Here is a 25322-nt window from a genome sequence, read left to right as displayed (position 1 = left end):
CTTTGGCTATTTGTTTTTATTTGAATTTTAATAATGCATAACGTACAAGCTACTTTTTAAAAATATTTTCTTTGAGGTTAACACCATGAGTATTACCACCATTTTTATTATTGTTATTGCTGTTGGCTCTGTAATAGCGGGAATATTATTGATAAAACAATCTGCTCGTAAGTTTGAATTGTCAGAAGAGCAACAGCAAAAAGTAGCACAGCGTAAAGAAGAACAATTACAAAAAGACCAAGAGCAAAAGTAGTTTATCTCTGAACTTGTTATATAAATAATCTGAACTCTGACTCCTCCCTTTTAAGCCATTTTCGGCGTTAAAAGGTCGATAAATAGCGCGCTATACATAAACGTTTTGATTTGAAAGTGGCATAAAATGAAGCATTGATGGTGTAAATTCGCGATGTTCAGCTTGCTATAGCATTTACTTTGCCACCTAAGCTTTTGAATCACTTGTGTATCAAACCCTCATTATCCAGAGTTCAGGTTAACTAATTATATGTCTATTGAACCATGAAACCGATAAACAGTATGCTTTATTTTAATGAGTCTAATGCCCTTAAGTAGCTATTTACAAAGCTTAGACCAGTTTTTTCTTTACTTGTCTGGCTAACCACTTAAAATCACCTTATATTTTCTTTAGTTGATTCTATTTATGAGTTCAATACAACACCTTTTTGACAATAATCAGCAGTGGTCAGATAACATAAAAAAAGATAATCCTGACTTTTTCAAAAATTTATCTGAGCAACAAAACCCTGACTATCTTTGGATAGGTTGCTCTGACTCAAGAGTGCCAGCAAATGAATTACTAGGCATGTTACCTGGCGAAGTCTTTGTTCATCGCAATATTGCCAATCAAGTTATACATACTGATTTAAACTGTCTTTCTGTTATTCAGTTTGCTGTTGACGTACTAAAGGTTAATCATATTATTGTTTGTGGTCATTCTAGCTGTGGCGGTGTAATGGCATCTCTTGAAGATAAAAGCTATGGGCTTATCGATAATTGGTTACATCATATTAAAGACGTGTATCGTTTCAATAAAGAGCAACTAGATGCGGTTAAAGATAAAGAAGAAAAAATATCACTGCTTTGTGAATTAAACGTAATTGAACAAGTCGCCAACGTATGTAACACCACCATCTTAAAAAATGCATGGGCAAATAATCAAGACGTTACCGTACATGGTTTTGTTTATAACTTAAAAGACGGTATTTTGAAGGATTTAAACGTATCGGTTGACGGTAGTAAATAAGCGTTATTTTGCATTTATGCAGACTTCTATCAATTAAAATAACAAATTTTTCAAAGAGATAGTCGTTAATTTTAAAGTAATGAATGCTTCAAGGCTTTAATTTAACGACCTTTAATCTTATAAATTCTCAATGGTTTACTTTACGCTTTCTACTGTAAAGTTCACTTGCTTAGTTTTAAAATAACCGCCCATAAATTTACAAATAAGCCTACTAACATGCAAAAAATATTTATAATTGGCTTACCTAGAACAGGCACAACCAGCGTTTGTGTAGCTATGCTTGAATTGGGCTTTCATGTTGCCCACACCGCCTATACCGACCGTTCTTTTATTGAAGCACAAGTAATTGCTGATACACCTATTTTTTGTGATTATCAGGCATTAGATCTAGCCTACCCTAATGCTAAGTTTATCTATTTAGCACGCAGCTTAGATAACTGGTTACCTTCTATTAAACAACTACTTGCCCGCATGCATAATAACCTTATTCGCGAAGATGGTGGCTTTAACCCCATAATTAAGCGTTGTTATAAATCAATATTTTCACCTTACAATTTAGAAAACATTAATAATGATGAGTTTTTAGCTCTTTGTTATCAACAACATAAAATTGCAGTCGATAATTATTTTCAAAACAGACAGAGCGATTTTTTATCTATTGATATTAGTAAAGTGCACAGTTATGCACAATTGTTAAATTTCTTAGAGTTGGATACAAAAGCTTCGGCAGAACAAGGTTTTAAAAAGCTGAATGTGGGCGGTAAAGTTACCGCTTGGAAAGATATAAAAAACATTTTAAAAGTTGATTCGACCAATAAAGGCCGAGTAACAAAGTTACCTTATTTAAACTAACTTACTTAAGCTAACTTACTTAAGCTAATTTTATCAAAACAGCGATATAAAAATCTTGATATCGCTGCTGCTTTCAGTCCCCCTTCCACTAAGTACTTAGTAAATGCTATTTTAACCTGAACTCTGGATAAGCAGCACTTGCTCAATGCTCCCTTTTAAGCCATTTTCTGCGTTAAAACGTCGATAAATAGCCCGCTATTCATAAACGTTTTGCCTTGGAAATGGCATAAAATGAAGCATTGATGATATCTATTCGTGATGTTCACCTGGCTATAGTATTTACTTTATTACCTAAGCTTTTGGTTCACTTGAGTTTCAAGCACTCATTATCCAGAGTTCAGGTTATTTTAATGATTAAAATTCAACCTGTATAAATTGCAAAATAAATGATGATATTTTTCAGGAAAGTAGTAAAAAAGATCAAATTAATTGTTGAAATGAATCCAAATAAGAACTATTATCAATCGCGTTATCAATCTTGAGCGAAATTTTATTATGTTTGTTTGTATTTGCAAGGGCATTACAGATCATCAAATTAAACAATTAGTCACTGAATCTGGTGTCGGGTCTATTCGTGAGCTAAAGCAGCACTTACCGTTAGGTTCGCAGTGTGGCACTTGCGTTAAAGTTGCTCAAAATATTATTGATACCACCATTATGGATGAAAGCTTATTTAAAGAAGTGGGCTAAACCAATCTCTATTAAAAACCTAATTACAACTGATAACGATTAACATTATCAAACCGTTGTTTTTAAAGGTATTTTACAATTTAACCTTTGCAATTTCTGTGTATCTTTCTATACTTATAGCCAATATTTAAACCGTTTAAATTTGAGGCTATTATGAAAGGCAATTCAACTGTACTGGCAATACTTAATAAAGTGCTTACCAGTGAACTTACATCTATTAATCAATACTTTCTGCATGCCCGTATGTATAAAAACTGGGGGATCAATGCCTTAAACAGTAAGTGCTACAAAAAATCGATCCTCGATATGAAGCAAGCCGACAAAGTTATTGAACGTATATTATTTCTCCAAGGTTTACCTAATTTACAACAATTAGCTCCACTTGCTATTGGTGAACATACCCAAGAAATGATCAACTGTGACAGTGGTTTTCAAACGGCTCAAATTGCCATCGTTCGCAACGCTATTACTGTTTGTGAACAAGAGCAAGATTATGTCAGTCGTGAAATGTTAGACGGCATTTTAAATGACGAAGAAGAGCACTTAGATTGGCTAGAAACTCAGCAATATCAAATTGATGCTATGGGTATTGAAAAATACATTCAAGCGCAGCTTTAATTTTGTTATCGCCAAAACAATTAGAAGGAAAAGTAAAATGAAAGGTAATACACAAATAATTTCTGCGTTAAATGGCCTGCTGTCATATGAACTAGCCGCTATGGATCAATATTTTATACATTCACGTATGTATGAAGACTGGGGCATTAATAAACTGTTCGAACGCATTGATCACGAATTTGACGATGAAAAGTTACATGCGTCTATGCTAATACAACGCATACTCTTTTTAGAAGGCATACCTGACATGCAAACACGCGCAGGTATTACCATTGGTAAAACTGTTCCTGAAATGCTGCAAAGTGATTTAAACGTGGAATATGACGTAGCTAAGGCACTAAGATCTGCAATAGCACTATGTGAACAAGAAAAAGATTACGTTACTCGCGAAATCCTTGAAAAGCTACTTGATGATACCGAAGTTGACCATGCTTTTTGGTTAGAGCAACAACTAGGCCTCATTAAAACTATCGGATTACAGAATTACATCCAGTCTCAGTTGTAGTAAATCTTCAAACACCTTTTATGAAAGCCTAAAAGCCAGCTAATTTATTAGGTGGCTTTTTTATTGCGCCCACCTACGTACAATAAACTGAAATATCACCAAGAGTCGATAATTGCGATTTATATAGGCTTTACTATAGTTATTGATGATGCAGTTAAGGATAAAAAGGTGAAAAACATGGATACTCATATTCCAGCTGAACAATACACACTGTATGCGAAAGCGGCTAATCGTTACATAGATAGCACAAAATCAGGTCTTAGCTTCTATCTGAAGTTTCAAATTACATTATTAATCGCGTCTATTATCTCAATTATTATTATTTTCTACTTACTTGTAACTAGCTCTTTAGTCGATAAAATCACTGAATTACTCGGCACAGGCACCATATTTTCTATTGTGTTAATGTATTCTCTGTACCAAATTCAAAAGTGTTGGTGCTGTAAAAATTCCTGCAATATCGCAATTTTTCATATCGATATAGAACAACCCCAAGTTGCCTTCGAATTTATGCAAAAAAGCGCCTGTTTAAAACAGGGTGGAGAAGAGCTAATTAATAAAATGTGTCAATCTAAATAAACTGAACTCTGGATAAGCAGCACTTGTTCAATGCTCGATTTCAACCCCTTACCTGCGTTAAAACGTCGATAAATAGCGTGCTATTCATAAACGTTTTGCCTAGGAAGTGCCATAAAATTAAGCATTGATGGTGTAAATTCGTGATGTTCACCTTGCTATAGCATTTACTTTACTACCTAAGCTTTTGATTCACTTGAGTATCAAGCACTCATTATCCAGAGTTCAGGTTAATTAAAAAGGATACTATGATGAAAACCACAGGTTCTGAACTTCAAACAGTACAAAAAATAGATGATTTGTACAAAGAAATGAATATAAAAAGTAAACAACAATTCAAAGTTGAAACGCTAATATTCATTGTTGTTTTACTGATACTCATTGGTTTATTTGGTATCTCTATTTCAAGTTTAAACAACCAATTAACACAGCAAATTACTGAAAATAAAAAGTTGGTCGATCGTTTAGATCAAATAGAAGTTGAAATGAGAGCTATTAGACAAAATATTTATGAAAAAAGTGGCATAACCGTTAAAGAAATTCAACAGCAATTAATAACCGATGTTATTGCTAAAAAGGTTAATCGTCGCAGTTCACCTGAGCAACAAAAAGCTTTAGAGTCATATCAAAAAGATAAGAGCTATAGCACCCTTAAAGATAACGTTTACTATTTAACCCAAGCAGCGGAGTTGTCAGCTGCCAACAAGCTAGCCCCTGCCCTGCAGGCTATAAATAGATCGATTGAACTTAAGGGCAATATCTCAACCCCCTACTCAGTAAAGTCAGAAATTTTGGCGAAGCAAGGTAATATTGTCGCTGCCACAGAAGCTCAAACGACCGCGATTAATATTGAAAGTGAACTTCCTTTTAGCGAAGTACTGGCAAACTATTTCAATACCCGAGGTTTTTTATACATTGAGCAGAAAATGTTTGCTAATGCCCTAGATGATTTTCAAAAAGGTAGCAGTATTGCCAATGGTGAAGAGGAATCGTATATTTTAGAAAATGCTGTTTTAGTGGCGTTATATCAAGAGCAATGGCAAAACGCCTTCGATATCTCAACGAGGTTAATTGACTTTAAGGTTGATGGTGGCTGGAAGTGGTTTTTACGGGCGATAGCCGCAGATAAAATTAAGAACAAAAGTGAAAGAAAAAAAGCCAGAGCAAAGTGGCAACAAAGTATTAATGCAGACCCAAATGCTAATACAATAAAATTGCTTAAAGCAGCATTAGAACAAAGTAACCTTAGTGAATATCAGAAGTGGTTATAAAGCTGTAAATATACATTAATGATTGCTAATAAAAAACGGCTCGCATAATGCGAGCCGTTTTTATTTTTAGAACACTGAGTCTTAAAAACCTAGAAAGCTAAACCCTTAAGTTTATTAAGGTCTCATTTCTTCTTGATCAGCGCCTTCTTTTTCAATTACTTCAGGAATTAAGTCTTCTTTCGAAATACCTAATGCTAATGCAACCGAGCTAGCAACATAAACAGATGAATAAGTACCAACAAAAACACCTAAAAGTAATGCCGTAGCAAAACCATGTATTAATGCTCCACCTTTAAAGAATAAAGCAGCAAGTACTAATAGCGTAGTAATTGAGGTAATAACCGTACGTGATAATGTTTGCGTTAACGAGATATTAATAACATCTTCAGGTGTGCCTTCTCGCACTTTTCTGAAGTTTTCTCGAATACGATCCGAGACAACAATAGTATCGTTAAGTGAGTAACCTATTACCGCTAATATTGCCGCTAGTACGGTTAAATCAAATTCAAGTTGCAGAACCGAAAACAAGCCCAGGGTAAGTAAAACATCATGAAATAATGCGATAACCGAGCCTAAAGCAAAACGCCATTCAAAACGAAATGCAACATAAACCAAAATACAGATAAGCGCCGTTAGCATAGCTAAACCGCCCTGCTCTGCTAGTTCATCACCAACACTTGCACCAACAAACTCGATACGACGCATGTCGATAGTTTGCCCGGTACCTGCTTGAAGAATATCAAGTACTTGGTTACCTAGCATTTCAGCTTTTACGTTTTCACGCGTTGCTAAACGAATAACTACATCACGACTTGAACCGTACAATTGCACAACAGCGTCATCGTAGCCGTTTGAGTCCATCATAGCGCGAATTTTGTTCAGGTCTGCCGCTTGTTCAAAACCAACTTCGATTAAGGTACCACCGGTAAAATCTAAACCGAAGTTAAGTTTATTGGTCGCTAATGAAAAAATAGAAGCAGCCATCAGAATAAGACTAAATACCACCGCAACTTTGCGGAAGCGCATAAAGGCAACAGTCTCTTTTAATTGTAAAATTTGCATATTATTGAAGCCTTATATTGACAATTTGTCGAGACGTTTACCACCCCAAACAGCGTTAACAACTGTTCGAGTACCCACTACAGCAGTAAACATTGAGGTAAGAATACCAATTGATAATGTTACCGCAAAACCTTTAATCGGCCCGGTACCAACGGCGAATAAAATCAGCGCAGCAATTAACGTGGTAATGTTGGCGTCAATAATGGTTGAGAAAGCAGCATCGTAACCTTGATGAATTGATTGTTGCACCGATTTACCTGCTCGTATTTCTTCACGAATACGCTCAAAAATAAGTACGTTTGCATCTACGGCCATACCAACAGTTAATACAATACCAGCCATACCTGGTAGGGTTAATGTTGCGCCTGGGATCATCGACATAACACCAACAATAAGTACTAAGTTAGCACCTAGGGCTAAGTTAGCAACAACACCAAATGCACGGTAATAAATCAGCATAAATAAGAAAACTAAACCAAAGCCCATCATAATGGCTTGGAAACCTAGCTGAACGTTTTCTGCACCTAATGTAGGTCCAACTGTACGCTCTTCAACTATTTGAATTGGCGCTATTAACGCACCAGCTCGTAACAATAGCGCTAAATTATGTGCTTCAGCTTGGCTGCCAGCACCGGTAATACGGAAGGTTTTACCAAGTCGAGCTTGAATCGTAGCAACACTGATCACTTCTTCAACTTTTTCGAAAACAGTATTACCTTCAGAATCAACACGATCAGTGGGCTTGTATTCTATAAATACAGTCGCCATTGGCTTGCCAATGCTATTTTTAGTGCCGTTAGACATTTTGCTACCGCCAGCAGAGTCCAAGGTAATATTTACTTGTGGGCGGCTGTATTCGTCAAAGCTAGAACCGGCATCAACAATGTGATCACCCGTTAGCATGACACGTTTTTTCAATAATACCGGTTGGCCGTTACGCTCTTTTAATAACTGAGAACTACCCGGAACACGACCGTTAAGCGCCGCACCTAAGTCACCATCAGTATCAACTAATCGAAACTCAATAGTTGCCGTTGCGTTTAAAATTTCTTTTGCTTTTGCAGTATCTTGAACACCCGGTAATTCAATAACAATATGCTTTTGACCTTGGCGTTGAACTAATGGTTCAGCAACACCTAGCTCATTCACACGATTACGAATAATCGTTATGTTTTGCTGAAGAGCATATTCGCGTGTTTCTTTTAATTTTTGCTCAGTCATTCTAGCCGTTAGCGTTAAAGAATCTTCATCGCTAACAAATAATAAACTTTGATTTTGCTTTTCTAAAAAAGATTCTGCTTGGTCTAAATCTTCGATATTACGAAATTTAACAGCTATAGCGTCATCAACTTGTTTTACTGAACGGTAGCGGATTTTTTCACCACGTAAACCCGTTCTAAAGTCGTCAACTAAACTCTCTTGCGCCTTATTAATGGCTTCTTTCATGTTAACTTCCATTAAGAAGCTAACACCACCACTTAAATCTAAACCTAACTTCATTGGCGTACCGCCAAGAGTAGCTAACCATTCAGGTGTAGCAGGCGTTAAGTTTAAAGCAACAGAATATTCATCACCAATGCTTTCATCTAGTAAATCACGTGCACGTAGTTGTTGTTCCGTATCTTTAAAGCGAGCTAATATTTGACCGCCTTCCATTTCGATACTTGCGTATGAAATTTTACTCTCATCCAATTTCGCTTTAACTACGTCTAAGGTTGCAGCGTTTGTTTCTATACCGCGCAAGCCAGAAATTTGTACCGCAGGATCTTCACCATAAAGGTTAGGAGACGCATACAAAGCACCAATAGCAACTATAAATAGCACCATTAATGTTTTCCATAATGGATATTTGTTTAACACAATATCACCCTATTTTCTTTTTGAATCACGCAACAACACTTAGATAAATGCAAACGCGAAAGTTTATTATAATTTTATTATCGCTAACGCCATAAATTACAAAAGGCACTCTATTGAAATCTATCAATGAGCACCTTTCAAAATTATAGCGAAAAGCCAACAAAACCTCTTATAGAGACTTCATTGTACCTTTAGGTAATACCGCATTAACAGCACCTTTTTGTACTGTTACTTCAGTACCTTCAGCAATGCTAACTACAATAAAGTCTTTTTCGTCAGAAACTTTAACAATTTTACCTACAATGCCACCTTGTGTAAGTACTTCATCACCTTTTGATAACTCAGACATTAAGCTTTTATGCTCTTTCACACGTTTTGCTTGTGGACGATAAATCATAAAGTAAAACACTAAACCAAATACCGCTAGCATGATCAACATTGACATACCATCAGCGCCTTGAGCAGGTGCAGCAGCAGCGTGGGCTTGACTAATAAATAAACTCATAAATACCTCTTGTTATTGTTTCTAATTAAATTTTATAAAGTGATGGTTTAAATTTTTTATTTTACTCTGTTGCTTCAGCAGCTGGAGAACCAGCTAATGGTGGCACAGGTAAATCGCGAAGCGCGTAGAATTCGGCAACAAACTCTTCTAGTTTGCCTTGCTCTATAGCATTACGCAATCCTTGCATAACACGTTGGTAAAAACGTAAATTATGCAACGTATTCAATTGCGAACCTAAAATTTCATTACATTTATCTAAATGATGTAAATAGGCACGCGAGTAATTTTTACAGGTGTAACAGTCACATTCAGCATCTAATGGACCCGGATCTGTTTTATGACGTGCATTTCTGATTTTAATTACGCCATTAGTAACAAATAAATGTCCGTTACGTGCATTACGTGTTGGCATAACACAATCAAACATATCAATACCGCGGCGAACACCTTCAACTAAATCTTCAGGTTTACCTACTCCCATAAGATATCGGGGTTTATTTTCCGGTATCAAGGGTGCGGTATGATCTAATATTCTGATCATATCTTCTTTAGGTTCACCTACCGATAAACCGCCAATGGCATAGCCATCAAAGCCAATACTTGTTAAGCCATTAACCGATACTTCACGTAAATCTTCATACATACCGCCTTGAACAATACCAAACAAAGCGTTTTGATTACCTTCATGGGCATCTTTAGAGCGTTGTGCCCAACGTAATGAAAGCTCCATAGAGACTTTAGATTCTTCATGACTTGCTGGGTAAGGTGTACATTCATCAAATATCATTACAATATCTGAATCTAAACTCTGCTGAACTTCCATTGAACGTTCAGGGGTTAGCATGATTTTCTCACCATTAACTGGCGAGCTAAATTTCACACCCTCTTCAGTAATTTTGCGCATTTTGCCTAAGCTAAATACTTGAAAACCGCCTGAGTCAGTTAAAATAGGTTTATCCCAGTTCATAAAACCATGTAAGCCGCCATGCTGCTCTATAATTTCAGTGCCCGGACGTAACATTAAGTGAAAGGTATTTCCTAAAAGGATTTCTGCACCCGTATCAGCTACTTCTTCAGTTTTCATACCTTTAACTGTGCCGTATGTTCCAACCGGCATAAATGCAGGGGTTTCTACTGTACCGCGATCAAACGTTAGGCGACCACGTCGAGCTTTGCCGTCAGTTTTTAGCAACTCATAACGCATCGGGGTTTTATCTTTCTTTTCTGTCATATTATATCCTTCGCCCACTAGCGAAACAGGCTAGCAGCTTTTTCGTTTAAAGTGTTAGCACGCAAGCTAACTCTACTTGTAATGATTAATTTTTTACTTGTCTGACGTTAGCTCTTTCTTCGTTAACAACATAGCATCGCCGTAACTGAAAAAACGATACTCTTGTTCAACAGCATGTTTATATGCAGCCATTATGTTTTCATAACCCGAAAAAGCACTCACTAACATTAATAACGTTGATTCAGACAAATGAAAATTAGTGATCAACGCATCAACAATCTGAAATTCATAGCCTGGAGTAATAAAAATATCGGTATCACCATAAAACTCACTAAAAGGTCTACCCTTTTCTTTGGCAACTTTTGCCGCGCTTTCTAAAGAACGCACCGACGTTGTGCCTACCGCGATAACGCGCTTGCCATTTGCCTTAGTTTGCTCAATTTGTGTAACAACGCTAGCCGGAACCTCGACGTATTCAGCATGCATAATATGGTCAGCCACTTCATCAACTTTTACTGGTTGAAAAGTTCCCGCGCCAACATGCAAAGTTACAAAAGCAAAATCCACACCTTTCGCTTTTAGTTGCGCCATTAACGCATCATCAAAATGCAAGCCGGCTGTAGGAGCAGCTACCGCGCCTGGCTTTTCGTTATAAACGGTTTGATAACGTTCTCGGTCGCTGTCTTCATCTGGACGGTCAATATAAGGCGGTAATGGCATGTGGCCAACGTCGTCTAATATTGATAAAACGGACTGTTCACCATGAAATTCAAGCTCAAAAAGTGCGTCATGTCGAGCAACCATTGTCGCTTTAACTTTACCTTCTAATAATATTTCACTGCCTGGTTTAGGTGATTTACTACAGCGAATATGCGCTAACACTCGATGCTCGTCGAGTAGCCTCTCGACTAATACTTCTAACTTTCCACCGCTGTCCTTTTGACCAAACATGCGAGCAGGAATAACACGAGTATTGTTAAATACCAATAAATCGCCAGCTTCTAAATGGTTAATCAAATCTGTAAAAGATTCATCTTTACGTTCACCGCTATTACCGTTTAGCGTCATTAAACGACTAGCTGAACGATTGGCTTTTGGGTAACGAGCGATAAGCTCTTCGGGTAATTCAAATGAAAAATCAGCAACGCGCATGAGTAATAAACTAGTTTATAGATAAAAAACGCGTAATTTTAGTGCTGCACGGCACGAATAGCAAGCATTAACTTGAATAACTCAGTCTCATTATTTCACCAAATATCCTTGTTTAGCTCTGTAATATCACACGTTTTTTTTGTTCAAGGTATCACGATAATAAATAGCGACTATAGTTTAAAAATAATCACCTAAATGATTCATTTTAACGTATGCTGAAATCAAACAACTAACGAAGATATGCTTATGAAAAATCTCGCTTTCGCCATCGCAAAAACTATCATCAACGGCTTTGAACGTCATATTTATCTTTATAGTGAAATTACACAAACTGCAAAGCAACGCTTTGAACTTCGCCTATGGCGCGAGATACAAATTGCCGCAAAAGATCGTACCGACTTTTACGACCAGCGCATAGACGAAACACTCGCAACACTTAAAGAAGGCTTTGCCATCGGCGAACTTGATGACCAACTTTGGAAAATCGTTAAAAGTTGTTATATCGAGTTGCTAAGTAAGCACCCACAACCAGAACTAGCCGAAAGCTTTTACAATTCTATTTTTTGTCATTTATTTGATCGCGAGTATTACCACAATGCTTATATTTTTGTGCAGTCAACGGCAACACGCTTAGATGCATTGCCTACGCCAACCATATACACCAGTTATTTCCCTGAAGAACAAGGCTTATTTAAAACCATCAGTAAAATCATGCAAAGCAGAAATTTTTCTGTACCTTTTGCTCACTTAAAAAAAGATATTAATACTCTAATTGCTAAGTTTCGTAAACAAGCGGATAAAACACACTATAAACCTTCAGATTTACAATTCGATATTTTAGATTCTGTTTTTTATCGCAATAAGGGTGCCTATATTATCGGACGAGTAATTTCACCAGCAGGCGAAACACCATTTATTATCTCTTTGCTAAACACCGAAAAAGACGGGCTATTTATCGATGCCTTAATCACAAAAGGTGAGCACATGGCTGTAGTATTTGGTTTTGCTCGAGCTTACTTCTTTGTGAATTGTCAGCACCCGCGAGCCCTAGTTGAGTTTTTAAGTCGCTTGATCCCTCACAAAACTAGTGCTGACTTATATTCTGCCATTGGTTTTCATAAGCAAGGCAAAACACAGTTTTATCGTGAGTTTTTAAATCATCTTGAAAACAGCGACGACAAACTTGAACTAGCACCGGGCATTAAAGGCATGGTCATGTCAGTATTTATGCTGCCTTCTTATCCTTATGTTTTTAAAATTATTAAAGATAAATTCTCACCCAGTAAAAATATGAGTAGAGACGACGTTAAAGGCAAGTATCGCTTAGTTAAGCTACATGATCGAGTAGGCAGAATGGCCGATACCATGGAATATTCAGAAGTTGCCTTTCCTAAAGACCGTTTTTCAGAAGAGCTGCTTGACGAATTAACTACGGTTGCCCCATCGTTGCTCCGATATGAAGATAATTTAGTGATCATTAAACATATGTACATAGAACGTAAAATGACCCCGCTTAATTTATATTTAGCCAAAGCCACTGATGAACAAATTGACAGCGCAATGTATGGCTACGGCAAAGCCATTAAACAATTAATTGCCGCTGATATATTTCCTGGTGATATGTTACTGAAAAATTTTGGTGTTACTCGACACGGACGGGTTATTTTTTATGATTATGATGAAATAACTTACATGAACGAAGTTAACTTTCGCGTTAAGCCAGAACCTGTAACAGAAGAACAAATTTATGCGGCCGAGCCATGGTACTCGGTAGCCCCTGGCGATGTATTCCCAGAAGAAATAGCAACCTTTGCCCTAGCAAACAACCGCTACCGACAAGCCTTTTTAGGTCATCATGCTAATCTATTAGAGGCAAAGTATTGGCAAGACTGCCAAGCCAATGTTGCCAAAGGCGTATTTGCTGATGTTTACCCATATCCTGAGAAGTCGCGCTTTTGTTATTGGCGAGCTGGCTAATAAACCAACAAAACCACTTGATAAAGTGTAAAAATGCGTAAATGTGCTGTTTATTTAGCCGAACGGTCATTTATTTTAAAATTGCGCTTTACCTTTGGCTTGGCATCAGTATAATTCGAATCCGTTGCAGGGGTGTAGTTCCAATTGGTAGAACAGCGGTCTCCAAAACCGACGGTTGGGAGTTCGAATCTCTCCACCCCTGCCATTTTCTTTTCTAGTATTAATTTATACTATTCTCTGTATTACTTTCTATCTTACCGTCTTACATCATCTTTTATACTTTTTTAGGTTACGGTGTTGGGGTCTTAATCTCAAATGACATAATCTGTCGTTTTGTCAGCTAATTGCTCTACTTTTGCAGATTCTAGTTTTTCCCATTTAAAAATTCTGTCATGATAACCGTGATTTTAACCATAGCTAAATTATACCAAATGTAATAAGTTATTGACCAATTTTAAGCGAGGATAATTGTTCAAGAATAAGGCGTTTGATTGAGTAATAGCGGGCTATTGGGATTGAAAACAACACAGTTATTGACGATTTAAACCGCCTTAAAATGATCGATTATTTATTTCAATTGGTATTAATATGAGCATTAACAAACGACAGTTTAATATATTACAAGCCATGGGCATTACTGTTTGGCAAAGACGTGAGTTGACCAACACTAGCTCAACTTCATCAAACGCTGTGCAAAGCAAGAAAAATAGCAATGAAATCGACCAGGCTAGCTCTGCACCTGAAAATACATCAGCTTCATCGGTAGTACATTCTGATTCTAACCCTAGCCAAACTCAACAGACGAGCATCAGCGATAAAGTAGCCATAGACTTAGATGTTTTACTTAAACAGCAACTTTTTAAAGACATTATTCTCAGTATTGGCGCCAGCAGCGCTGATATATCGATTGCTAATGATCAAATAGATCTCGGTATTATTAATTGGCAATTCAGCGAAAATTCAGCGATTGAATTCAAACATAACTGTCTTAAAACCCCTGTTTTAACAACACTTGCTAACTCACCTGCATTAAAAAAAGCCTTATGGCAATCACTAGGATCTTTAAGTTCAACATGACACAAGCAACCAATACCACATTCCACCCTGTAACGCAGGAAATAGTAGAAAAGCTTATGGTAATCGAGCTTGCTTGTCATCCACATCCGTGGAGTGAAAAAACATTTAGAAGCTGTATTGATGGCCGATATTTTGGTGAATACTTAATTGTTGACCAAGTAATTGTCGGCTTTTATGTTGGGGAGCATGTGGCTGGCGAATCTACCTTGATGGACATTTGTGTTGACCCAGAGCAACAAGGTAGCGGCTATGGTAAAGCATTATTACTACAGTTTTTTAAACATTGTAAACAGCTTACTACTTCAACGATTTTCTTAGAAGTGCGAGCAAAAAACATTAGTGCTCAAATGCTTTATATCAATCAAGGTTTTAAAGAAATATCACGAAGAACCGGTTACTACCCAAGTAACAGCGGATTTGGCTATGAAGACGCTATTGTGATGTCGAAAAAGATATAACTTACCCTACGCACTTTCCTAACGTTTGCATAAATTCTAGTGCCGATAACAAAGGGCACTAGCTAGTTTACTTGTAAAACTTGCTTTTACCCTTTTTGAGCAGATCTTATCTGATATTTTTTTGTGAATATCAAAACAATAACCGCCAGTAATAAAGGCACAAAAGATGCCCACAAAACGGTGTGCCAACCGTAAGCACTTAATAACCCACCCGATGAAAAAGAACCCACAGCCATTAAGCCAAATACAATAAAGTCACTAAACGATTGAGCGCGGTTTTTTTCCTCTGGTTTGTGAGTTTCGAGCACCAATGCTGATGCTCCTAAAAAGCCAAAGTTCCAACCTATGCCTAACAAAATTAACAACGCGTAAAAGTGATATACACCTTCGCCTAAAAATCCTATAGCTGCTGATATTGCGGTTAAAATAATACCAAAAATAGAAATACGAGCAGCGCCAAAAAGTGCAATGAGTTTGCCGGTAAAAAAGCTAGGTGCATACATAGCAATAACATGCCACTGCATTCCTAAATTGGCTGACTCTTGGCTATGCCCGTGCATATGCATTGCCAGAGGTGCCGATGTCATCAAAAAATTCATCACCATATACGACGCAGCTCCACAAATAACCGCGCTTATAAAACGTGGTTGCAGGGCAATTGTGCTCAATGGCCTTCCTAAATATGCTTGATTTGCTGCTGGCTTAGTTAATTTAACTCCAAACAAAATAACACCAGCTAGAGCCGCAACAATGGCTTGCGCTATAAATGTGGCAGCAAACATTTTGTCTGACCAAAGGTGCATGGTATGCGTGACTAACTGCGAGCCAATAATACCTGCGGCTACGCCCCCTGCCATTACCATAGAAAGCGCTTGCGGGCGCTTATTTTCGGGCACGCCATCGGTTGCAGCAAACCGAAAAGACAAGGCCACTGCCGCATAAGCGCCGCCCAACAGCGCAGATAAACAGTACAGCCAAAAGCTGTCTATATACAACCCAATAGCAGCTATTAGCCCGGTTAAAACACCAGCGCCAGTTCCTGCCATAAATGCTGCACGTCGCCCATATTTTCGTGCTAATTCACCGGCGGGTAAAACACACAAAGCCATGCCCAAAACAAAAATAGAAACAGGTAATGTGGCTAAAAGTGCAGTAGGAGCAAGCAAGCTCCCCACTACTGCACCTGTTGCATACAGCACAACGCTATTAGCTCCAGAAAGTGCCTGCGCTAACATTAAACGCCATAAGTTAGAGGTTTGAACTTGAGGGTCGCTCGGCTCAAATATATCTGAGTCTATAGCGTTTAATTTTGGCATGGTTTCACTTTCCTAAAAGTATTAAAGGAGCTAAAAAGAGGGTTATGGTTGATATATTTAAATGTCTAACGCCACTAAAAAGCGCGATACCATGTTGTAAGCAGCAACAGTTGCTACAGCTTCTACAGTTTGCGTTTCCCCAAATAGCGCTTTTAAACGCTCAATAACGCCGCCATCAACATTTACTTTAGTGGTTGATTGCTCAGTAAGTTCAAGCAGAGCCAGCTCCTGCTCAGAGAATAATTCAGCATTTACTACCACGCTTTTAAGTGCAGTTGCTTTTTCATCGGTACCGCCAGCTTGTATGTATGCAGGGTAGTGCACATTCCATTCAAAATCGGCTTTGTTTAATACCGCTACACGCAGCATAATAAGTTCGCGGTACTCAAGCGATAAGCCAAAGTTTGCTCTAACGCGCCCTAGCAACTCGTTCCAGCCTTTAGCTAAAGGAAAGCTTTTTAGTAGTACTCTATCTATGCCTATTAGTTCACCGTTTGGACGACGACCTTGCATTTCGGCTAGTAGTTCGGCTGGGGCTTCATCGCCATCTTGCCATGGCGTTACTCTTACTTGTGACATAATGTTTACTCCTAATTAAACGCCACTTAAGTAATTAAAGTGGCTAACTTGGAGCGAAGCTTACGGGGAATGAATGTGGTTAACCACAGAGATTATCTTTTACCATGGTAAATATTTTCTTTACTGCTGTAATTTATAAAAATACTGCTGAGTTTTAATCTCTTTTAGCCTGTGGGTTTTCTACCTCTTTAAACAGCCATTCTTTAAATGCGTGTATTCTTGGCAGCTCAGCACATTCGGGGCGGTAAACAACGTAATACGCCAAAGGTGATTCAAAATAAATATTTGGGAACAACCTGACCAACCGCCCTGCAGCTAGGTCATCTTTAGCCATAACACTGCGCGCTAAAGCTACGCCGTGGCCGTCAATAGCTGACTGCAATACAGCCGCTGAATTATTTATTTGAATGCTTTTAGTGGTTAAAGGCCCTGTTACTCCGGCTTTTTTTAACCACGCTGACCAAGATGGAAAACCCGTATGGTCATCCATTGACTGATCGTGTATCAGGGTTTCGTTCAATAGTTTATCAATGGTATTTAAGCGGTTTGAGTCTTCTAAAAATTTAGGGGAGCATACCGGATATACTTCTTCATCCATTAGTTTTTCTGCGCTCAAGCCTTGCCAATTACCTACGCCAAAGCGTATGCCTACATCTATACGCTGATCTGCAAAATCAACCGGTTTTAAATTAGTATTTAAATTTACATTGGTTTGCGCACATATTTCTTGAAAGTGATGCAACCTAGGTAATAACCATTTCGCAGCAAATGCAGGACTTACTGCAACCGTTAATACACCGCTAATCGCATTGTCTTTTAAAACGTCCAGCCCTTGGGCGAGTTTATCAAACCCTTCGCGTATTAATGGCAAGGCACTTTGTGCGGTTTCAGTGGCTACTAGCCGTGTTTTACCAGAAGTCATTCTATGAAACAGCGGCGTGTCGAGCCACTCTTCCAAAGTTTTAACCAGTTGCCCAACGGCTGCAGGCGTTACGTTTAGCTCATCAGCTGCCGCTGAAAAACTTTGGTGTCGTGCGCTGGCTTCAAACGCTTTTAATGCATTGAGATGTATAGGTGATTTCATGCGATAAACTTTTTCTTTATTGATGATTCAGATTATCTCGTTTGTTAAAGCAAGTAAATAAGTAAAAAATACCTCCCAAGCCAAACAGCAAGCTACTTGTTATAGGCAACTCAATACTTTTATTTATATAACAAATACAGCGCATAGTAGCGCTTGGAGAAATAATCATGACTAAGCAATTTTCAGGTAAAAAATTACTCGTTGTTGGTGGTACTAGCGGCATGGGTTTTGAAACGGCTCGATTAATTTTAGAGCAAGGCGGCCAAGCTGTCATTGTTGGCCACCGTAAAGAAAAAGCCCAAGCAGCAAAAGAACAGCTATCAGCTTTAGGCACTGTTGAGGTGTTAACCGCTGATTTAACCAGTTATGAAGGCGTGCAAAACTTAATTAACACACTTTCACAAGACCACGCAGACGTCGATTTACTGGTAAATGCTGCCGGTGTGTTTTTCCCTAAACCATTTTTAGAGCACGAAGCGGCTGATTACGATCAGTACATGCAAATTAACCGTGCCTTGTTTTTTATTACTCAAAAAGTCGCCGCTAATTTAGTGGCAGCAAAACGCGCCGGCGCCATTGTTAATGTAGGCTCTATGTGGGGTAAGCAAGCTATTGCCGCTACACCATCGTCAGCGTATTCAATGGCTAAAGCAGGTTTACATGCGCTAACTCAACATTTAGCAATGGAATTAGCAGCACACAATATTCGCGTTAATGCAGTATCGCCAGCGGTTGTACAAACGCCAATTTATGAAGGTTTTATCCCTAAAGCCGAAGTAAACGATGCGCTACAAGGTTTTAACAGCTTCCACCCAATTGGTCGTGTAGGTACAAGTGAAGATGTAGCCAATACCATTGCGTTTTTACTCAGCGACAAAGCCGCTTGGGTAACGGGTGCAGTATGGGATATTGACGGCGGTGTAATGGCTGGTCGTAATTAATACGTAATTTTAAAGCCCTCAAAGGGCGTAAATTTATACCAATTCGCTTAATTAAGTGATCTATTTTGAGGTTGGAGAAACGTGTTGATAGTTAGGCAAAAAATTCGCTATTTAGTTGTTCTCGGCAATTGCTCCTGCATTGCTCTACCTTCTGCATCCATGCAGTCGTAAATGAGAATTTTTTAACGCAGGTAGCGACACGTTTAGCCCCGCAAAATGATTAAGTATTAGTGCGGATTGGTATCATAGAGCAATAACATACATTATTGCTCTTATTTTATTTAGGTTGGATAAATGCGAGTCAATTCAGATTTTTCACAACACGCTTTAATGCTGCCAAGTCAATATAGTTGGCAAACATCGCCTCAGGCGGGTGTTGAGCGCGTAATGCTCGACAGAATAGGCGCTGAAAAAGCCAGAGCAACAAGCGTAGTACGCTACGCGCCTGAGTCTACTTTTCCAAGTCATGCTCACCCAGGCGGAGAAGAAATCATGGTACTTTCGGGCACCTTTTCAGATGAGTCGGGCGACTACCCACAAGGCTTTTATTTACGAAATCCGCCAGGGTCTTTACATGCACCTAAGAGTAAAAGTGGCGCAACAATTTTTGTAAAACTGTGGCAAATGTGCGTAACAGAAACCGCCCCAGTGCGCATAAATACACACGATCCGGATACGTGGATAACACAAAACAACCGCACTATATGCCCGCTTTATAAAAATGATAATGAAGTAACTAAACTGGTAAAGTTAGCACCGCAACAGCCCCTATTTGATAATGTAAATGCACATAATGCCTTAGAGTTATTTGTACTGAGCGGCAGCGTAGTACATAACGAGGTAGAATATTCAAAAGGAAGCTGGCTAAGGCTGCCAAGCAATAGCAAAGCGTTAATATCAGCGGGAAGCAATAGCGCTAAAATTTACCTTAAAGTAGGTCATTTTAACAATATAGGTTGTGGAGGCTAAATAATGCGTACAAAAATTGCGATCATAGGCGGTGGGCTTAGCGGCTTGTATGCCGCTTACCAGTTAGAACAACAAGGCATTACCGATTACATATTGCTTGAAGCCAGAGACCAATTAGGTGGGCGCATAATGGACTTTACGCATCATTCGCAAGCTACAACAAATAACTTTGATCTTGGCCCAACTTGGTTTTGGCCAGAGTTTCAGCCGCAATTAAATGCCATTATTAAAACGCTAAACCTAGAAACATTTGCCCAGTACGAGCAAGGCAATACCTTAGTAGAACGCTCACATACGCAAGTGCCAACAGCAATGCCCGGTTATACGCATTCTCCTACGTCTATGCGGTTAAAAGGTGGCATGGGCATACTCATTAATGCCTTACATGCAAAACTTAACAACAAACAAATAGTTATCGGTGCTTTGGTAAAGTCAATTACCCAACAACACGACAATATTGAAGTTAACTTTAGCACCTCAAATACAGCAAATAACCAAGTAAATAATCAGGTAAGTGTGGAGCATGTAATGCTTGCGCTGCCGCCACGCTTAGCCGTAAGCCAAATAACATTTACCCCAGCATTGCCAAGCGACTTACTAACACAGTGGCAGAATACCGCAACCTGGATGGCACCGCACGCTAAGTATATTGCTGTATACAACAAGCCATTTTGGCGCGAGGAAGAATTATCGGGCAGCGCCCGCAGCAGCGTTGGGCCAATGGCTGAAATACACGACGCATCAAACCCAGAAGGCCAAGCCGCATTATTTGGCTTTATTGGTATACCTGCCTATGGTCGAAAACGCATTAGTAATGAAGATTTAATCACACATTGTAGAGCGCAATTGGTCAGGCTTTTTGGCGCACAAGCCGCCACACCAAAAGCCGATATTATTAAAGACTGGGCACAAGACCCACTCACAGCAACGTCGCTAGATACACACGCAGCGAGCGCACATGCGCCAGCACCTGACATAACAGCGCAAAATGGCCCGTGGCATCAAAATTTAGTAGGTATTAGTAGTGAATGGTCGGTGCAATTTCCGGGCTATGTTGCCGGTGCAGTTGATGCAGCAAACATAGGTGTTGAGCATTACTTAAAAATGTTAAAGCGTGATTTGTAATGGCTGATACTTGAGCTTATATTAAGTAGGGTCAGGTACACTTTATTAAAGATCAGGCTACCCATAACAATTGCAATGACCAACTCGAACACTCAAATATCTAGTTACTTGGGTTAAAATCGTCCTTAATATGTTCAGGTATAACAAAGCTTACGCCCTCTTTTGGCTTTCAACTGACGTAAAGAGAAGTCAGTCGTTAACAATCCTGACATTAACTACTTATCACTAACAGTCGCCAAAGTTTTATTTACTCTAGTAATAGCACGCAATTCCTTAATCTATAAACGGCCATTGTACCTACTAAATGTCACCAATCTCATCCTGCATCATTTCAATAAATTTATTGACTAGCAGAGTGGGATTGCGATGAGGATATACGGCATAAATTCCTCCAAAATAATCCGGAAACTGATAGTTCGTTAACAGTGGAACTAAACCTAACTCACTCAGCGGTTTATCCAGCATATAGCGCCCCACCATCGCAAAGCCCAAGCCTGAACGCACGGCATCAATAATCAACTCTGGCTCATTCACCCGATAATGCCCCTGAAATTCCCAAGATTTAGCCTCACCACTGCTCAGGCTTTCAATCATTGGAATGCGATTCACTACCAAACCGTCACTGGCATAAAATACCGCAGGTAGTTGAATCAATTCTTCGGGTGTTTTCGGTTGGCCATGTTCTTTAATAAAGTCTTCTGAAGCTAATATCACAGGATGGTTATCTGCTAGCTTTTTAGCGATTAGGTTAGAATCACCTAGGTTACCGATTCTAAAAGCCAAGTCGTAACGCTCTTCAATGAGTTTTAACTTTTGATTATCCAGCGTGAGATGAATATGCGCTTCGGGGTAAGTACGCATAAACTTTTTAACAACTTTATGCACGTACAACTTGCCAAATAAGGTGGGGCTGGTAATACGTAACAACCCTTTAGGTTCGTTGTTAAAACTTTCCACAATTCGATAGGTATCCGAAACAGTTTGCCTGACCGATTCGGCCTGTTTTAGCACTTCTTTGCCTGCCTCGGTGAGTGATAAAGAGCGCGTAGAACGGTTAAGTAAACGAATGCCCAACTCCTTTTCCAAAATCATAATCTGCTTTGATAAGGCTGAGCGGTCTATCTGTCTTAAATTGGCTGCTTTAGTGTAAGAGCCTTGTTTTACTACATCTAAGAAGAGATCCAATCTTTTGGCAATATCCATTTTAATCGTCCTGCTTGAGTTTATTTGTTTTTGGCTATCTGGAGTGATGCCGCTATTACCGCAATCATTTTCAAGTGCACTTTAGGCTAAGTTTCAAGGTGAGCATATTACACCATAAACTTTCATTGTTTCCTTTTTTACCACAATGATAGGTAAATATCTCTGATTATCTCTTTTCGTAATTACGCCACAATAAGCTCAATGATTAATTACATTCAATATAGAGAGGCGGTTAACATGGAAAAAATTAGAATTGATTTTGTGTCAGATGTGGTTTGCCCGTGGTGCGCCATTGGCTATAAACGACTTAAGCAAGCAATAGCAGAAACAGGCTTGCAAGATAAGGTAGACATTGTTTGGCACCCATACTTTCTAAACCCTGATATGCCACAAGAAGGTGAAAACAATAACGACTATGGTGCGAGAAAATACAATCGTAGTTTGGAAGAGAGTCTCCTTAATCGTGAGCGGATCACTGCAATGGCTAAAGACAATGGCCTGACGTTTAACCTTGATGACAACACACGAGTGATAAATACCTATAAAGCACATGTAACTTTGGAATATGCCAGACAGCTTGGTAAGCAAACAGCATTAAAGGAGCGATTATTTACTGCCTTTTTTACGGAGAAAAAAGACATCTCTAAAACAGAGGTGCTAGAGCAAGAAATGCGAGCTGTTGGCTTAGAATTAAATGACTCGGCAGATGTGTTTAATAACCAAGATATACAAAGTTACATTGAAGCGGAGGTTTCAAAGTGGCAGGCCGTGGGTATTTCCTCTGTACCAACAATGTTTTTTAATCAGAAATTAAGAGTTAACGGTAGCCAAACCATTGAAGGCTATAAACAAATATTAACTGAAGCTATGGCTCATTAGGCCTACTTGGCTCAATGATCGCTACTTCAGCAAACAAACAAACCAATTAAGAGATTATTAAAAATGACTACATTTACTATCCATAACCTTGAAACAGCACCAGAAAAAAGCAAACCACTTCTGGAAGCATCACTTAAACAAAATGGCATGATTGCTAACTTACATGGTGTGTTAGCTGAGTCGCCAGAATTACTTATTGCTTACCGCGAACTTAATGACCTATTTATTGCTTCTTCTTTCGATGCAGAGGAACTAACGGTGGTATGGCAGACAATTAATGTTGAGCATGGTTGTACTTACTGCGTACCTGCGCATACGGTTATTGCAGGTATGATGAAGGTTGATCCGGCGCTGACCGAAGCGCTGAGAGATCAAAAGCCAATGCCAACAGCAAAGCTACAAGCACTACAAGACATGACACTGAATATCGTGCGTAATCGTGGCAATGTGGATGATGCGGCAGTTGCTAAGTTTTTCGAAGCTGGTTATGCGCAACGTCAAATATTGGACATTATTTTGGGACTTTCTCAAAAGGTGATCAGTAACTATGTGAATCACATTGCAAAAACACCCCTTGATACACCATTCCAAAAATTGGCATGGCAGAAGAAAATGTCATAAGTATTTACAGAAAATGGTCTCAGTATCCCTGTTGTACTGAGATCATTAATCAGTGAAGCCAAATAACCTAACCTAACCCAACAAAAATTAAGTATGGTCAGATACACTTTCTTAATTAACAGGCTACCCATAATGACTTCAAGAACCGCAACAAGCTTAGATCAGACCATCAGGTTACCAACTTTCAAGGTACGTTACTCGCCCTCAACGGTCAGTCATGTTTGCTCAATCGGGTGATGGTTTTTGGCTCAATATGGTCTGCCCGTTCGAATTCTCTTCCGTCGACTTTGTGTTGTTAGTTTTCGCTTTAAAAAGAACATAAAAAGGTCTGCAATTTGGCAAATATCCTGTCAAATTTGACTACTCCCTATCAATCAAATCTAACAGCTCAAGTTAATACTTACCCTATTATTACAGCGCTTCCCCCTCACTACATTTAACAACAAAGCCATTTACACATTCGAGCGCGTTGACTCTATAAACCCTTTAACATAATCAAGCCCTAAATCGTCATTCCGCAAACCAACATTGACCCTTTTCTTCAGCCCTTTATTGCTTATGCCAGTGCCTTTTATACCTAAACGACTTTCGTGCGACGAGACTAACCACTCAGGTAACGCTGCATTGGTTAGCACTAATTTCGTTAAATTTACGCACATGTTTTTCAAAGCCAGTTATTGACACTTTTATGTTTAAAATGTAAATTACCGCAATTAATGACGAATCGTCACGAGAGATATGTTCCCTAAAGTACTTGATAAAGCAGACTTACAGGCAAGAGAGCTAGATATAATCGATGCTACGATTGCTCTTATTGGTAAATCCGGTGTTGAAAATATCACCATGGATAAAGTAGTTGCGGCTGTGTCGTATTCAAAAGGTACGGTTTATAAGCACTTTCTGGGTAAAGAAGATCTATTTCTAGCGGTAAGTAATCACGCAACTAATATCATGCTTGATTTATTTATGCGTGCTGCGAAATTTGATGGCTGTTCTCGCGGACGTATGCTTCTATTACATGTCTCATACCTTATTTATGCGGTTTTGCATCCTGCGCTCTTTCAGTCAGTTCAATGTGCCCGCAGCCCATATGTTCATGCTAAAGCTAGCGAAGAACGCATTGCCGAAAAAGATCATTTAGAAGAAAGGTTAATGGGGACCGTGATCAGCATTATTGATGATGCAGTATCTGCAAAAGAATTGGTTATCCCTTCTCATATGACGGCGTTGCAGGTTTCGTTTTCATCTTGGTCGGCGAGTTATGGCGCTATTTCACTATTAGCTACAGAAATTGAACAATGTTCTGGCAGTATCGGGATGATAGTTGAACAAGAGTTATATAATCAAAATAATTTGATTTTTGATGGTTTGCAATGGCTACCATTAACGAAAGATGGCAATTATAAGGCAACATTGGTCAAGGCAATTAAAACCGTATTTCCTAGCGAGTTAGCATTATTGAAGTCGCTTGGCAGAGATTTTAACTTTGGTTAACAGATAATTTTATAAC

The 25322-nt window shown here is 38.8% G+C and carries 27 protein-coding genes and 1 tRNA gene; 18 read left to right on the top strand and 10 right to left on the bottom strand.

The window, feature by feature from the left end; translation table 11 throughout:
* The first annotated feature begins 85 nt into the window (after nucleotides 1–85).
* The 8 genes from B6A32_RS14790 to B6A32_RS14755 all read left to right on the top strand — a co-directional run bounded on the left by B6A32_RS14790 (nucleotide 86) and on the right by B6A32_RS14755 (nucleotide 5773).
* Nucleotides 86–253 (top strand): DUF2897 family protein, encoded by a 168-nt coding sequence (locus B6A32_RS14790; protein WP_085305449.1) that lies wholly within the window; start codon nucleotides 86–88, stop codon nucleotides 251–253.
* A gap of 405 nt (nucleotides 254–658) precedes the next feature.
* Nucleotides 659–1261 carry a carbonate dehydratase gene (can, locus tag B6A32_RS14785; protein ID WP_085305447.1) on the top strand — a complete coding sequence of 201 codons (603 nt, stop codon included), beginning with the start codon at nucleotides 659–661 and terminating at the stop codon, nucleotides 1259–1261.
* A 216-nt stretch (nucleotides 1262–1477) separates the two neighbouring features.
* A complete protein-coding gene (locus B6A32_RS14780; RefSeq protein WP_085305445.1) occupies nucleotides 1478–2113 on the top strand; it encodes a sulfotransferase in 636 nt (211 codons plus the stop codon).
* Nucleotides 2114–2608: 495 nt separating this feature from the next.
* Nucleotides 2609–2803: a bacterioferritin-associated ferredoxin gene (locus B6A32_RS14775; RefSeq protein ID WP_085305443.1), complete on the top strand. Its 195-nt coding sequence runs from the start codon at nucleotides 2609–2611 to the stop codon at nucleotides 2801–2803.
* Nucleotides 2804–2956: 153 nt separating this feature from the next.
* Entirely contained in the window at nucleotides 2957–3421 is a 465-nt protein-coding gene (gene bfr, locus B6A32_RS14770; protein WP_085305441.1) for a bacterioferritin, read from the top strand.
* Nucleotides 3422–3458: 37 nt separating this feature from the next.
* Nucleotides 3459–3926 (top strand): bacterioferritin, encoded by a 468-nt coding sequence (gene bfr, locus B6A32_RS14765; protein ID WP_085305439.1) that lies wholly within the window; start codon nucleotides 3459–3461, stop codon nucleotides 3924–3926.
* Nucleotides 3927–4103: 177 nt separating this feature from the next.
* Nucleotides 4104–4505, top strand: a complete 402-nt coding sequence (locus tag B6A32_RS14760) for a hypothetical protein (protein ID WP_143327915.1) — start codon at nucleotides 4104–4106, stop codon at nucleotides 4503–4505.
* A gap of 245 nt (nucleotides 4506–4750) precedes the next feature.
* Nucleotides 4751–5773, top strand: coding sequence for a tetratricopeptide repeat protein (locus B6A32_RS14755; protein WP_143327914.1), 1023 nt, complete (start codon nucleotides 4751–4753; stop codon nucleotides 5771–5773).
* A gap of 114 nt (nucleotides 5774–5887) precedes the next feature.
* On the opposite strand, the gene secF is transcribed toward B6A32_RS14755, so the two are convergent.
* The 5 genes from secF to queA all read right to left on the bottom strand — a co-directional run bounded on the left by secF (nucleotide 5888) and on the right by queA (nucleotide 11583).
* Entirely contained in the window at nucleotides 5888–6835 is a 948-nt protein-coding gene (gene secF / locus B6A32_RS14750; RefSeq protein WP_085305433.1) for a protein translocase subunit SecF, read from the bottom strand.
* Between the two features lie 12 nt (nucleotides 6836–6847).
* On the bottom strand, nucleotides 6848–8695 hold the full coding sequence (secD, locus tag B6A32_RS14745; RefSeq protein ID WP_085305431.1) for a protein translocase subunit SecD: 1848 nt from the start codon (nucleotides 8693–8695) through the stop codon (nucleotides 6848–6850).
* A gap of 169 nt (nucleotides 8696–8864) precedes the next feature.
* A complete protein-coding gene (gene yajC, locus B6A32_RS14740) occupies nucleotides 8865–9200 on the bottom strand; it encodes a preprotein translocase subunit YajC (RefSeq protein WP_085305429.1) in 336 nt (111 codons plus the stop codon).
* Nucleotides 9201–9261: 61 nt separating this feature from the next.
* The gene (tgt, locus tag B6A32_RS14735) at nucleotides 9262–10404 is read right to left on the bottom strand and encodes a tRNA guanosine(34) transglycosylase Tgt (protein ID WP_085305551.1); all 1143 of its coding nucleotides are present in this window, start codon (nucleotides 10402–10404) and stop codon (nucleotides 9262–9264) included.
* A gap of 120 nt (nucleotides 10405–10524) precedes the next feature.
* Nucleotides 10525–11583: a tRNA preQ1(34) S-adenosylmethionine ribosyltransferase-isomerase QueA gene (queA, locus tag B6A32_RS14730; RefSeq protein ID WP_085305427.1), complete on the bottom strand. Its 1059-nt coding sequence runs from the start codon at nucleotides 11581–11583 to the stop codon at nucleotides 10525–10527.
* A 246-nt stretch (nucleotides 11584–11829) separates the two neighbouring features.
* Here queA and aceK point away from each other — a divergent pair, with 246 nt between their 5' ends.
* The 4 genes from aceK (at nucleotide 11830) to rimI (ending at nucleotide 15095) form a co-directional block, all read left to right on the top strand.
* Nucleotides 11830–13560 carry a bifunctional isocitrate dehydrogenase kinase/phosphatase gene (gene aceK / locus B6A32_RS14725; protein WP_408607674.1) on the top strand — a complete coding sequence of 577 codons (1731 nt, stop codon included), beginning with the start codon at nucleotides 11830–11832 and terminating at the stop codon, nucleotides 13558–13560.
* 128 nt (nucleotides 13561–13688) lie between these two features.
* A tRNA-Trp gene (locus tag B6A32_RS14720) sits at nucleotides 13689–13765 on the top strand.
* Nucleotides 13766–14148: 383 nt separating this feature from the next.
* A complete protein-coding gene (locus B6A32_RS14715) occupies nucleotides 14149–14637 on the top strand; it encodes a hypothetical protein (RefSeq protein ID WP_085305423.1) in 489 nt (162 codons plus the stop codon).
* Nucleotides 14634–15095 carry a ribosomal protein S18-alanine N-acetyltransferase gene (gene rimI, locus B6A32_RS14710; protein WP_085305421.1) on the top strand — a complete coding sequence of 154 codons (462 nt, stop codon included), beginning with the start codon at nucleotides 14634–14636 and terminating at the stop codon, nucleotides 15093–15095. Before B6A32_RS14715 ends, rimI begins: the two co-directional genes overlap by 4 nt.
* Nucleotides 15096–15181: 86 nt before the next feature.
* Here rimI and B6A32_RS14705 read toward each other — a convergent pair whose 3' ends face one another.
* The 3 genes from B6A32_RS14705 to gcvA form a co-directional block, all read right to left on the bottom strand.
* The gene (locus tag B6A32_RS14705; protein ID WP_085305419.1) at nucleotides 15182–16411 is read right to left on the bottom strand and encodes an MFS transporter; all 1230 of its coding nucleotides are present in this window, start codon (nucleotides 16409–16411) and stop codon (nucleotides 15182–15184) included.
* A gap of 57 nt (nucleotides 16412–16468) precedes the next feature.
* Nucleotides 16469–16990, bottom strand: coding sequence for a carboxymuconolactone decarboxylase family protein (locus B6A32_RS14700; protein WP_085305417.1), 522 nt, complete (start codon nucleotides 16988–16990; stop codon nucleotides 16469–16471).
* Nucleotides 16991–17144: 154 nt separating this feature from the next.
* Nucleotides 17145–18074: a transcriptional regulator GcvA gene (gcvA, locus tag B6A32_RS14695; RefSeq protein WP_085305415.1), complete on the bottom strand. Its 930-nt coding sequence runs from the start codon at nucleotides 18072–18074 to the stop codon at nucleotides 17145–17147.
* 167 nt (nucleotides 18075–18241) lie between these two features.
* Here gcvA and B6A32_RS14690 point away from each other — a divergent pair, with 167 nt between their 5' ends.
* From B6A32_RS14690 to B6A32_RS14680, 3 genes are all read left to right on the top strand, one after another.
* On the top strand, nucleotides 18242–19015 hold the full coding sequence (locus B6A32_RS14690) for an SDR family NAD(P)-dependent oxidoreductase (protein WP_085305413.1): 774 nt from the start codon (nucleotides 18242–18244) through the stop codon (nucleotides 19013–19015).
* A 294-nt stretch (nucleotides 19016–19309) separates the two neighbouring features.
* Nucleotides 19310–19984 (top strand): cupin domain-containing protein, encoded by a 675-nt coding sequence (locus B6A32_RS14685; RefSeq protein WP_085305411.1) that lies wholly within the window; start codon nucleotides 19310–19312, stop codon nucleotides 19982–19984.
* A gap of 3 nt (nucleotides 19985–19987) precedes the next feature.
* Entirely contained in the window at nucleotides 19988–21109 is a 1122-nt protein-coding gene (locus B6A32_RS14680; RefSeq protein ID WP_085305409.1) for a flavin monoamine oxidase family protein, read from the top strand.
* 300 nt (nucleotides 21110–21409) lie between these two features.
* Here the strand turns inward: B6A32_RS14680 and B6A32_RS14675 are convergent, their stop codons facing one another.
* The gene (locus B6A32_RS14675) at nucleotides 21410–22312 is read right to left on the bottom strand and encodes a LysR family transcriptional regulator (protein ID WP_085305407.1); all 903 of its coding nucleotides are present in this window, start codon (nucleotides 22310–22312) and stop codon (nucleotides 21410–21412) included.
* Nucleotides 22313–22549: 237 nt separating this feature from the next.
* On the opposite strand from B6A32_RS14675, the gene B6A32_RS14670 reads away from it, so the two are divergent.
* Together B6A32_RS14670 and B6A32_RS14665 are read left to right on the top strand one after the other, a co-directional pair.
* Nucleotides 22550–23191 carry a DsbA family oxidoreductase gene (locus B6A32_RS14670; RefSeq protein ID WP_085305405.1) on the top strand — a complete coding sequence of 214 codons (642 nt, stop codon included), beginning with the start codon at nucleotides 22550–22552 and terminating at the stop codon, nucleotides 23189–23191.
* 63 nt (nucleotides 23192–23254) lie between these two features.
* Nucleotides 23255–23812 (top strand): carboxymuconolactone decarboxylase family protein, encoded by a 558-nt coding sequence (locus B6A32_RS14665; RefSeq protein WP_085305403.1) that lies wholly within the window; start codon nucleotides 23255–23257, stop codon nucleotides 23810–23812.
* A 452-nt stretch (nucleotides 23813–24264) separates the two neighbouring features.
* On the opposite strand, the gene B6A32_RS14660 is transcribed toward B6A32_RS14665, so the two are convergent.
* Complete coding sequence (locus tag B6A32_RS14660) at nucleotides 24265–24471, bottom strand: type 2 periplasmic-binding domain-containing protein (protein WP_085305401.1); 207 nt, start codon at nucleotides 24469–24471, stop codon at nucleotides 24265–24267.
* Nucleotides 24472–24550: 79 nt separating this feature from the next.
* Between B6A32_RS14660 and B6A32_RS14655 the strand changes: the two genes are divergently transcribed.
* Nucleotides 24551–25306, top strand: coding sequence for a TetR/AcrR family transcriptional regulator (locus B6A32_RS14655; protein ID WP_085305399.1), 756 nt, complete (start codon nucleotides 24551–24553; stop codon nucleotides 25304–25306).
* Nucleotides 25307–25322 lie beyond the last annotated feature (16 nt).

It is taken from the genome of Colwellia polaris (assembly GCF_002104515.1).
Classification (GTDB): Bacteria; Pseudomonadota; Gammaproteobacteria; order Enterobacterales; family Alteromonadaceae; genus Cognaticolwellia; species Cognaticolwellia polaris.
Note: the sequence above shows the minus strand (reverse complement) of the source record. Positions and strands in the feature narration are given on the sequence as shown.